Origin of the sequence: Blautia sp. AF26-2 (assembly GCF_003460955.1) — a bacterium.
Lineage (GTDB): Bacteria > Bacillota > Clostridia > Lachnospirales > Lachnospiraceae > Fusicatenibacter > Fusicatenibacter saccharivorans.
In genome coordinates this window covers 161,761-173,515 of sequence record NZ_QTWD01000003.1, presented here as the reverse complement: position 1 = coordinate 173,515, position 11,755 = coordinate 161,761, and the positions used below count along the sequence as shown (strand labels likewise).

The 11,755-nt window shown below is 41.9% G+C and carries 10 protein-coding genes; all 10 read left to right on the top strand.

Annotated elements, in window-relative coordinates; genetic code table 11:
* The first annotated feature begins 1 nt into the window (after position 1).
* Entirely contained in the window at positions 2 to 340 is a 339-nt protein-coding gene (locus tag DWY63_RS05965) for a DUF6050 family protein (RefSeq protein WP_117801603.1), read from the top strand.
* Between the two features lie 177 nt (positions 341 to 517).
* On the top strand, positions 518 to 805 hold the full coding sequence (locus DWY63_RS05960; protein WP_243001849.1) for a helix-turn-helix domain-containing protein: 288 nt from the start codon (positions 518 to 520) through the stop codon (positions 803 to 805).
* A 122-nt stretch (positions 806 to 927) separates the two neighbouring features.
* Positions 928 to 1,077, top strand: a complete 150-nt coding sequence (locus tag DWY63_RS18125) for a hypothetical protein (protein WP_199607188.1) — start codon at positions 928 to 930, stop codon at positions 1,075 to 1,077.
* A 169-nt stretch (positions 1,078 to 1,246) separates the two neighbouring features.
* Positions 1,247 to 1,897 (top strand): sigma-70 family RNA polymerase sigma factor, encoded by a 651-nt coding sequence (locus DWY63_RS05955; protein WP_117801601.1) that lies wholly within the window; start codon positions 1,247 to 1,249, stop codon positions 1,895 to 1,897.
* Complete coding sequence (locus DWY63_RS05950; protein ID WP_117801600.1) at positions 1,887 to 2,309, top strand: sigma factor-like helix-turn-helix DNA-binding protein; 423 nt, start codon at positions 1,887 to 1,889, stop codon at positions 2,307 to 2,309. The genes DWY63_RS05955 and DWY63_RS05950 overlap by 11 nt, the downstream gene beginning before the upstream one ends.
* A 506-nt stretch (positions 2,310 to 2,815) precedes the next feature.
* Complete coding sequence (locus tag DWY63_RS05945) at positions 2,816 to 8,725, top strand: SpaA isopeptide-forming pilin-related protein (protein WP_117801599.1); 5,910 nt, start codon at positions 2,816 to 2,818, stop codon at positions 8,723 to 8,725.
* 70 nt (positions 8,726 to 8,795) lie between these two features.
* Positions 8,796 to 8,942 (top strand): hypothetical protein, encoded by a 147-nt coding sequence (locus tag DWY63_RS18120; RefSeq protein ID WP_015543446.1) that lies wholly within the window; start codon positions 8,796 to 8,798, stop codon positions 8,940 to 8,942.
* Positions 8,923 to 9,441 (top strand): PcfB family protein, encoded by a 519-nt coding sequence (locus DWY63_RS05940; protein WP_015543447.1) that lies wholly within the window; start codon positions 8,923 to 8,925, stop codon positions 9,439 to 9,441. The genes DWY63_RS18120 and DWY63_RS05940 overlap by 20 nt, the downstream gene beginning before the upstream one ends.
* On the top strand, positions 9,438 to 11,375 hold the full coding sequence (locus DWY63_RS05935) for a VirD4-like conjugal transfer protein, CD1115 family (RefSeq protein WP_117801598.1): 1,938 nt from the start codon (positions 9,438 to 9,440) through the stop codon (positions 11,373 to 11,375). The genes DWY63_RS05940 and DWY63_RS05935 overlap by 4 nt, the downstream gene beginning before the upstream one ends.
* Positions 11,376 to 11,520: 145 nt before the next feature.
* Positions 11,521 to 11,733 (top strand): Maff2 family mobile element protein, encoded by a 213-nt coding sequence (locus DWY63_RS05930; protein ID WP_005421639.1) that lies wholly within the window; start codon positions 11,521 to 11,523, stop codon positions 11,731 to 11,733.
* Positions 11,734 to 11,755 lie beyond the last annotated feature (22 nt).

Below are 11,755 nucleotides of genomic sequence, written 5' to 3'. Positions count from 1 at the left end.
CATGAAGAAGATGATTAAAAAAGTGATAGCACCAGTGCTGGTGATTACGGTACTGTTTGCAGTATTAAGACCGTTTTGTATCCAGGATGGGGAGTGCAATTATTTCTTGCTGTTACTTCTGATGGGGATACCGTTTGGAATCGGAAAAATGTGTGTCTGGATAGTTCCAAGAGGTTTTGACCTTGGAGGGACACTGGCAGTATGGACAATGAATCTTCTGATTGGAGGATTGATCGGAAGCATCATTCTCCTGGCAATGGTCGGACAGGCGATTATTTATCTCTGCATTTTTCTGATTACGGTTCTTACAGGGGTACATAAAATACCGAGAATAAAATGAAATAGATTTTTTTAAGCAGCTAAGACAAAGATTAGCTGCTTTTTTTCTGGAAACTTTGCGACACAATGGCGTAAAGTTGGGACAAATTGCAGGAAAGGAGACACCGTATTGAGCAATCGTGCAATTTCCACAGAACTTATTGAATTGGGAGAACGGATCAGAAAACGGAGACAGGAAATGAAGTTATCACAGGAATCTTTTGCGGAAAAAGCAGGTATCAGTGTCAATACGGTCAGCAGGATTGAAGGCGGACAAACGGCAATGTCTATTGAGATTTTCAGGAAGATGATTGAGATATTGGAAACGGATGCCAATGTCCTGTTGGGGAAAGAGGAAGGTGGTACAGAAAAGCAGGAATCATTTCAGGAAGTGCTTTACCGTATTCAGAAGATGGAATGGAAAGAGCAGAAAATTATCATGCAGACCATAGATTCTCTGATAGACAGTTTTAATGAATACAGGTGAAATTTCACCATATATGGGGTGCAAAATAAAAAAACTCCCCATATATGCTAAGGATAATAGAACCCTGTGTTGCTAAAATGGAAAACAGAGAGAAAAAGAAACGAGGAAGGGAGATAGGATTGATGACCAGAGAAGAAAATTTACTCTATCGGAGGCAGTGCCCCTATGATGCAATGGGAGATTATTCTGTTTTGGTGGAAAATGAAAAGAACATAAAAGCAGAAAGAAATGCAAAAAAGTCTGATCCAGGCATCCGACGGAAAATAAAATAGAGGATGTTGTAACGATTAGAAAGGGCAGTAAGGAAGTTTCAGGCTCTCGTTAAAAAAAAACGGGTGTACCGGAAGCTGTTTTTTACTGCCCTTTTGTCAGTAGATCAGTAAGAATCCTGTCCTTTCTGCCGATGGGCACCTGTTGCCAGCAGGCAGAAGGGTGGTAATTATGCTGACATTGCAGGAATTGAAACAGGTTGTAAGTAACAGGGAAGAAAGAAGAAAGGTTCCGTCCGCTAAATATTTAAGAGAAAACGGTGTAGCAGTTGCGAGACAGAGGCTGGTGGACTGTGCGGAAATTATCGCATATCAGACAGGATATGTTCTCTACTGTGTGGGCGACTATGCAACGGTATTTCCTTTATTTACCTGTCGAGATTATGTGTATGAAGCAGGAAGAAAAATAGCAGTTGTTGAGGAGAAGTTTTTCAATGATCAGCCTTGGTATGTAAGGCTGATATTAGAAGGCGAAGACCGGCTGTGCAGAAACCGGGAAACACGAGAGCGTAATAATTGCATTTCGTATAGCTGTATTTCCGAAGAATGGTGCGAATTGGCAGATAAAGGACAATGTCTGCTTGAAAGAATCATTGCAGAGGAAACAGTCAGGGAGTTGATGAATCTGCTGACGGAGCGACAGAGACAGATAATCCAGCGTATTTATTTTAAGGAGCAGACACAAAAAGAAATCTCACATGAACTGGGCATTACAGTCCCGGCAGTGTCAAAGTGTATTTCACAGGCAATGCAGAAAATGCGGAACAATTCGGATGACTCTGCCAGAGCATTGGAAAAGGGAGACTGGAAGTATGCCTGGTAGAAAGCCAAAAGAAAGACAACGCTACATGTTGCGTGTAAACGATACTCTTGTTGAAGTTAGCAGGGCAGTATATCTGGCCTGGTACCAGGCTGGAAGAAAAGAGAGATACCAGGTTGAAAAAATGCAGAGGTATGGGGTATGCAGCATGGAGGAATTACAGGAAAAAGGCTACGACTGCTCTTTTTCGGTAGTATCACCGGAAGAAACCGTTATCAGGATGTCAGAGATACAGGAACTCGAAGAAGCTATGAGATGTTTAGTTAAAGAAGAGGCAGAACTGATAACGCTATTGTTTTTTGAAGAAGTTACAGTAAAAGAAACAGCACAGTATTTTGGGTGCTGTCCAAAGACAATCAGAAACCGGAGAAAGAAGGTGTTGGAGAAATTAAAAGAACAACTGGAAAAGCTATAAAAACATATTGGAATAAAAAGTTCTAAGAATTTTTTCAAACAGGTTAATTTTTGCCCTTTCACACATGCGGTTAGTGAAGGGGCAAATGTCTATTTGCAATTCAAGACGAGAAATCCCCTTAAAAATTGCACCTTGACAATTTCATACCAGCAGCGAGAGGATACCCGGAATTTTTCAGCTACGCATTTTTGCGGCGGGAATCCGGTGAAAACGTGAAGGGATACAGATGGGAGGCACCCTTTGCAGGAATGGTTACGAATTACCTCTTGCGGCTTAATGCTTGATCCTGAACTTTACCTGAGTGTCATTCCTGTTTTACAGGATGATAGCAGATACCATGTGGCGGTGTTTCAGAAAAAAGGCACTGCCATATGAATGTGCTGTTATCAGAGTTATTTCTGTGCCAGCAATAAAATGTGGGAGGTGGTTCCAATGATTGAATAATGCAGGTGTGAGCCTGCATGAAAACAGAGTAAATAATAGAAGAAAGAGAGGATTCAGTTAAAATGAAAATGAGATTCAAAAGATTCTTGTCCGGATTTATGGCAGTCGCAACACTGGCTTCTGTCATCATCCAGCCAGTCGCAGTTTCAGCTTCTGAATTAGAACCGGAAGAAATACCATTTGAACAGCAGTATGCAGAGTTAAAAGATGTTCAGGATTCCCTTGATCCAGATGAAATCGTAAAGGCAAATGATATTGAACTTTCCTATGGACAGGAATTTGATGTAGAGGTTGATCTGTCCGGGATTGAGGGCGTAGATGAAAGTAAGATCAAGGTTTTATTCCATGAAGCGAAGAATGAAGCTGGCACAGATTTTGACACACATACACCGGATACTTACAAAGCTGTCTATGCAGTAGAGCCAGTCAGTGACCATCCTGCTTATAGAATCAGCAGAAACATTACAGTGAAAGAACCGGAAACAGAAGTACAGTCAGAGCATTCTTCAGAAAGTGCAGTGAATATTGACGATGACACTGGAGATTCGGAGCAGAGCGAGGAGGATTCGGAGTCGCACCGGGAAATCCAGAATCCGGAAAATACCGTAGAGCCGGAATCCGAATTAACTGTTTCAGAAGCACTGGAGCAGGCTGAAAGTAATGGAATTGACCTGTATGCAATGAATGAAGGCGAAACAGTAACCTTTATGGCTGCGGCAGGTAATGCCAGAAGTTCACAGCAGGTTTCTGTGACAAGAGGGGCAGAATACCGATATGCAGATTATGGATATGGAACATATCTGACTTATCAGTATACTGTAAAATTTGGAAATATATCTGCGACAGCATACTGTGTGCAGCCGTCCAAGCCAGGGCCTGGAAGTGGAACCTATACGATCAATAAAGTTGGCGATGGGAAAGCACTTGCGAAAGTGTGTTATTACGGTACAAAGGCTTCCGGTGATGATGGATTTTTTACAGAAGAAAACGGATACGGAAATTTAAGTACAGGAGCCAGATTTATTCTGGTACATCTGGCAGCATCTTATGCAAATGGAAGCGGGGATGCCTTTTCTGGAGCAAACAGTACGGCACAAAATCTGGCAATGAAACTGTATAATTACTGTATTTCACAGCCTGAAATCCCGGATGTGGCAATGTCCTTTTCGGATGCAGATGTAAAAGCCTATGTGGATGGTAACAGTCAGAGAACAAAGGATATCACATTTAATGCGGATGCGTTACAGACCATTACTATGAAACTTCCGGCAGGCGTACAGCTTCATAACCTGACAACAGGAAAAACAAGTAAAGCCGGAGAAAGCGTAGAAATTAGTGGCGGTACAAAGTTTTATCTGTCCGCACCATTAACACAGGTGAGTGATGTGGCAGGAAGCTGGTCAGCAACCATGAAAGGAAGCATTACCAAGGATTATTCTGCCTACAAGATTTCAACAGGTTCCGGAAACCAGGATCTGGCTCTGGTATTTGGCGAAGGTGTTGATGATGAGAAATATGTAGATTTTAAAGTATCCTGGGTACAGCAGGCAAGTGTTAAGGTAATCAAGAAAGATGCCAAGTCAGACGCAAAGCTGGCTGGTGCTGTGTTTGGATTATACAGTGATGCTGAATGCACCAAACTGATCACAAAGTTACCTGCGACGGATGAAAATGGTGAAGCGTCCGTACAGATCACCAAGACACAGGATACCGTATATCTGAAAGAGATTACAGCTCCAAGCGGATACCGTATCAATGCAACAGCTTACAATGTGAAACTGGAGGTCAGCAAGACCACAACCGTTACCGTTCCAGATGAAGAACAGATGGGACAGCTTACCGTTTATAAAGAAGGTGAGGTTCTGGTTGGTGCTGATGTAACAGAAAATGGCACGACATTTAAGTATGAGAAACGCAGACAGAATGGGGCTGTTTACAATGTGTACGCTGGAGCAGATATTAAAACTGCCTATGGTACAAAGGTTTACAGCAAGGGTGATCTGGTAAAAGAGAATCTGACAACAGATACAAATGGAGCTACTGTTCTTAAAAATCTGTATCTTGGTACATATATCGTAAAAGAGAAACAGGCTCCGACAGGATTTTATAATGGCGGGGAGGAAAAGACAGTAACATTATCCTATGCAGGACAGAACGTGGATGTTGTTTTCTCTGAGACAACCTTTACCAATGACAGACAGAAAGTAGAAGTAATGGTAACAAAACAGGATGAAGACACAGAAAATCCTCTGGATGGAGGAATCTTTGGACTTTATGCTGCAAGTGACATTACCAACGTGGATGGAACCGTCATTGTAAAGAAAGGGACACTGATCCAGAAAGCGACAACAGGAGCAGACGGAACAACGAAGTTTACAGCAGACCTGCCGCTTGGATTTTCTTATGATGTGAAAGAAGTGCAGGCACCGGAAGGGTATGTGAGAAACATAGATGATGTTTATACGTTTGCTTTCTCTTATACGAATGATAAAGAAGCAAAACAGACATTCAAGCATACATTCAAAAATGAACGTGTGACAGCTAAGATTTCTCTGCAGAAGCAGGATAAAGAAACCAAAAAAGCAGTTCCACAGGGGGATGCCACTCTGGAAAAAGCAGTTTATGGACTGTATGCTCGTGAGGATATTGTGCATCCGGACGGTGCTACTGGTGTGATCTATAAAGCAGGAGAACAGGTTGCCACTCTTACCACAGATAAGAATGGACAGGCTTCTGTGAATGGATTATATCTTGGCAATTATTATGCGAAAGAGATCACTCCTCCAACCGGTTATCTGGCAGATGAGGAAGAACATGATCTGGTCTGCAATTATGGGGGAGACCTTGTAGCAGAAGTAAATCGTGAGTGTCTGTCTCTGGAGCAGGTGATGAAACAGCCATTCCAGATCATCAAAGCAGCAAACAATGGAAAAACAGATGCAGACTTACTGAAAGGTGCAGGATTTACTGCTTATCTGGTATCCTCCCTGAAAGTAAAAGAGGATGGTAGTTATGATTTTGATTCTGCAAAACCGGTAGTGATCGGGGAAAATGGTGCAACAGAAATCTTTACAGATGAAAAAGGTTATGCCTGCAGTATTGCGATTCCTTATGGAACTTATATTGTTCGTGAAACCACAACACCTCATAATTATACTCCGGTAGATGATTTTACAGTGCGTATCACTGAGAATAACCCGAACCAGCCACAGACATGGAGAGTGCTTCTGGATGACGAGTTTGAAGCGAAGCTGAAAATCATCAAACAGGATGATGAAACCAAGAAACCAGTATTACAGAAAAATACAGAGTTTAAGATTTATGACCTGGATCATAAGAAATATGTAGAACAGGTTACAACCTACCCGACAACGGTTAAGCATAAATCTTATTTTACAGATGAGCAGGGATATTTGATTCTTCCACAGAATCTGAAAATTGGCAATTACCGTATTGAGGAAGTCAATGCACCGTTTGGTTATACACTGAACGAAAATTACTATGAGGTAACAGTTGATTCCAATACTGCATACCAGATGGATGGAACTTCCGGGGATGTGATCATTGAAGCAGTTTATGAGAACCATCCAGTTAAGGGAGAACTGACTATCGTGAAAAAGGGCGAAGTTCTGGACGGATTCAAGGATGATTTTACATATCAGACAGAAAATCTGGAAGGGGCAGAGTTTGAGATTTACGCTGCCGAGGACATCTATACTGCAGATTTCCAGAAAGATGATAATGGAAACCGTATTCTGGAATATGCTGCCGGAACACTGGTAAAAACGGTTACAACTGATAAAGATGGGAAAGCAGTCCTGAAAAATCTGCCGCTTGGAAGTTATAAGATTGTAGAAAAGACAGCTCCGGATGGATTTGTTTTAAACGGCGAAGCACAGACTATAACTTTTTCTTACAAAGATCAGGAAACACCTGTCATTGAGCAGACAGCTACTTTTGAAAATGAACGTCAGAAAGTAGAAATTTCAGTGGTAAAACAGGATGCTGATACAGAAAAAGCAGTTGCAGGGGCAGAATTTGGACTTTATGCAAAGAATGACATGGAAGCTCATGGAACTGTGATTGTGAAAGCAGACACACTTCTTGGAAAAGCTGTTTCCGGAGAAGATGGAAAGGCTGTATTTACACAGGATCTGCCATTTGGTGAGTATTATATCAAAGAACTGGCAGCACCAGATGGTTATGTATCTTCTGATGAAGTTCTGGAAGTAAAAGCAGAATATCAGGGACAGAATATTAAAGTCGTGCAGTTATCTTCTGTATTTAAGAACCAGCCTACAAAGGTTGTGGTTTCCAAGTCTGATTTAACTACTGGCGTGGAACTGTCAGGTGCGACACTTACTGTTCTGGACAAAGATGGAAATGTAGTTGATACATGGAAATCCGTAAAAGGCGAGCAGCATCTGATTGAACGACTTACCGTAGGGGAAACCTATACTCTCAGAGAAGAGATGGCACCTTATGGATACCTCAAAGCAGAGGAGATCACCTTTACGCTTGAGGATACCGGGGAAATCCAGAAAGTGGAAATGAAAGATGATGTGCCGACAGGAACGATCATTATCAATAAAAATGGAGAATTTCTGGATAAAGTAACTGCACTGGATTCTGTTGGAGGCTGGATCAGCCATTTATTCCAGTATGTAACAGGCAGCCTGAAAGATGTTACCTTTGAAGTATACGCTTTAGAAGATGTGAAGTCTGCTGACGGAGAAAGTGAAGATTATTATAAAAAAGATGAACTTGTAGCAACCATTACAACAGATGATACCGGTATTGCAAAGATATCCGGACTTCCGCTTGGCAAATACTATGTAAAAGAAAAAGCTACAGTGGACGGTTTTGTTCTGGATGATGAAGCAAGAGAGATTGATCTGACATACCGGGATCAGGATACTGCAGAAGTTACCTATTCTGCTGACTGGCAGAATAACCGCCAGAAAGCGGAAGTGGAGGTTGTGAAAAAAGAGAAAGATTCTGATCGTGTACTGGAAGGTGCGGTATTTGCCCTTTGTGCCAAAGAGGATATTACAGGAACAGACGGAAAAGTGATTCTGAAAGCAGATACTGTGATCGAGGAGCTGGCAACAGACAAAGAAGGAAAGCTGACTTTTAAGGCAGATTTACCGATTGGTTTTGCGTATTATATCAAAGAAACGTCACCGGCACCTGGATTTGCAACGACAGATGAAACGCAGGAGTTCACGTTTGCGTATGAAGGTGCAGAAAAGGAAAAAGTATCTTATGCTTTTACCTTTGAGGACGAGCCGACTGTAATCGAGATCACCAAGACTTCCCTGACAGACGGAAAAGAACTGGAAGGAGCTAAGTTACAGGTAACTGACGAAAGTGGTAAAGTTGTAGATTCCTGGACTTCCGGTAAAGAAGCTCATATCATCAAAGAACTGGTAGTTGGACAGAAATATACTCTGACAGAAACAAAACCTGCAGATGGTTATGTGACAGCAGAAAGCATCACATTTACAGTTGAAGATACTGCAAAGTCACAGAAAATCGAAATGAAAGATGATGTGACTAAGGTAGAAATTTCCAAAACAGATATTTCCGGTAAGGAACTTCCAGGAGCAAAACTGACCATTCTTGACAAGGACGGTAAGACAGTAGAGAGCTGGACTTCTGAGGAAAAACCACATTACATAGAAATGCTTCCGATTGGAGAGTATACACTTCGTGAAGAGTCTGCCCCTGACGGATATCTGGTATCTGAAGATGTGAAATTTACAGTGAAGGATACCGGGGAGATCCAGAAAGTAGTGATGAAAGATGAAGTAAAACCGGAAGAAACATCAACACCGGAAACACCGTCTACACAGGTAACAGATACACCGAAAACCGGAGATGATACACACATGCTGATTTGGATTCTGCTTGCGATTGCAGGTATGGCAGGCAGTGTATCAGCAGTCTGGATTGCGAAAAAAAGAAAATAAAAGTTGATGGAGGGGCATTTATGGGTAGCAAAGTCATAGATGCCCTTTTGAATGATGAAAGGGGTATAAAATGAGACAGTTATTGATTATTGCGGGGATTCTTCTGGTGTTAGCAGTCAACTTTGTTCTGTACTGCTGTATCCGGGTAGGAGCAAAGGAAGACCGTCTGTTGGAAGATCATAGAAAGGAACAGATTGATGCAGGAAGAAGTGAATGAAAAAACAGTGTCCCTGTGTATTACCGGTGGAAAAGTGACAGTCCGCTTATTGAAACAGGCAATGATGCGTTTTCTGGCAGCAATGGAGAAAGAAAAAGCAGAGAAAGCAAGAAAACAGCAGGTAAAGGGTCCGCCAGACAAAGATTATCATGGAAAGCAGAGTTTAAAGAAGCTGGCACAGCAGAATGTTCAGCTTTCCAACATTGAGATTACAGATAATAACATTAAGGCTTTTGAAAAAGTGGCAAAGAAATATGGCATTGATTTTAGCCTGAAACGTGATAAGTCCGTAGATCCACCGAGATATTTTGTTTTCTTCAAGGCAAGGGATGTAGATGTTATGACAGCAGCATTCCGGGAATTTACCGGAAAGACACTGAATAAAACGAAGAAACCGTCTGTCCGTAAGAAATTACAGCAGGCAATCGCAGCCCGTAGCCAGGATAAACAGAGAGAACGGGAAAAATCGAAAGAAAAACAGAAGGAGCCGACCTTATGAGTGGGATAAAAAATATAAAGAAGAAACTGAAAGGATTTCAGGTACGTCCCCCGAATGTGGAAGTGGTAAAAAAGGTTTTATTACATATTCCGTATGTGGTTGTGTTTTATGTGGTAAATAAATGTACCTGGCTGTATCAGTATTGCAGGGGCAGTACAGTAGTGGACAGGCTGATGGTTCTTTTTATGAATTATCTGTTGGCATTTAAAAAGCCATTGCCAAGCATACAACTGGAAAGTCTGGCTGCGGGGACAATCGCAGCAGTTGGTATATGGGCAGTGGTATATTTCAAGGGAAAGAATGGAAAGAAGTTTCGTCAGGGAGAGGAGTATGGATCTGCCCGATGGGGAAATGAAAAGGATATAGCTCCTTTTATTGATCCGGTTTTTGAGAATAATATCCTGCTGACACAGACAGAACGCCTGACCATGAACAGCAGACCGAAGAAACCGAAGTATGCCAGAAACAAGAATGTCATTGTAATTGGTGGTTCCGGAAGCGGTAAGACCAGATTTTATGTGAAACCGCAGCTTATGCAGATGCCGGATAATGTGAGCTTTGTGGTCACCGATCCAAAGGGGACGATCATCGTGGAATGTGGTAAAATGCTGGCACGAGGAACGCCGAAGAAAGATAAGAACGGTAAAATCCTGCGTGATAAAAATGGCAGAGTGGTAATGGCTCCGTACAAAATCAAGGTGCTGAATACCATAAACTTTGCAAAGAGTATGCACTATAACCCGTTTCATTATATCCGGTCTGAAAAGGACATTCTGAAACTGGTAAATACGATCATGGTAAATACCAAGGGAGAGGGAGAAAAAGCCTCAGAGGATTTCTGGACGAAAGCGGAACGCCTGTTATACTGTGCTTTGATTGGTTATATTTATTATGAAGCACCGGAGGAAGAGCAGAACTTTTCAACTCTGCTGGAATTTATCAATGCCAGTGAAACCAGGGAAGAAGATGAAGAATTTAAAAATGCGGTGGACTTGTTGTTTGAAGAGCTGGAAAGAGATGAGCCGAACCATTTTGCAGTAAGGCAGTATAAAAAATACAAACTGGCTGCAGGAAAGACAGCAAAAAGTATTTTGATTAGTTGTGGTGCAAGACTCGCACCCTTTGATATTGCAGAGCTGCGGGAGCTTATGTCTTATGATGAGATGGAGTTGGATATGATTGGAGATCAAAGAACAGCATTGTTTATTGTAATCTCTGATACGGATGATACTTTTAACTTTGTGGTTGCCATGATGTACAGTCAGCTTTTTAACCTGTTATGTGACAGGGCCGATGACGTTCATCATGGAAGACTACCTTATCATGTGAGAATCCTCTGTGACGAGTTCGCAAATATTGGACAAATTCCGAAGTTCGATAAGCTGATTGCAACGATCCGAAGCAGAGAAATCTCCGCATCTATTATTCTGCAGTCACAGTCACAGCTCAAGACCATTTATAAGGATGCAGCGGAAACCATCACAGGAAACTGTGATACCATGCTGTTCCTTGGTGGAAAGGAAAGTACCACTCTGAAAGAAATTTCAGAGACACTGGGAAAGGAAACAATTGATTTATATAACACTTCTGATACAAGAGGCCAGAGCAGATCTTATGGTCTGAACTATCAGAAAACGGGAAAAGAACTGATGAGCCGGGATGAACTGGCAGTCATGGACGGCAACAAGTGTATTTTGCAGCTTCGTGGTGTCCGTCCGTTTTACAGTGATAAATTTGATATTACAAAACATAAACGGTATAAGCAATTATCCGATTATGATAAAAAGAATGAGTTTCATGTGGAAGAATATATGAAACATCAGATGGAAGTCCGGTTAAGTCCGGAAGAAGCGTTCGACCTTTATGTGTATGAAGGCAGTGAACTGGAAAAACAATCAAATAATGAAAATGAAGGCATAGAGCATGTAACGTAAAACATACATAGCTCTTTTTTTATGCCCTTTTGGGAGGTAGCGATATGCGTGAGCATGAAAGACCGCCCATCAGGGCGGAACCCTCCGAGTAGTGACCGTTTGAAAATCACAATGAAACAGCAGTTACGAAAGGAGAACATAGATTATGGCGTTTTTTACATCCGCAATTAATATTTTACAGACTCTGGTTGTTGCAATCGGAGCTGGTCTGGCAGTTTGGGGAGTTATCAATCTCCTGGAGGGGTATGGAAATGACAATCCCGGAGCCAAGTCACAGGGAATCAAGCAGCTTATGGCAGGTGGAGGTGTCGTTCTGATCGGTACACAGCTTGTACCATTACTGGCGAATTTGTTTTAGCCGGGGCAGTAGGAAAGGAGAA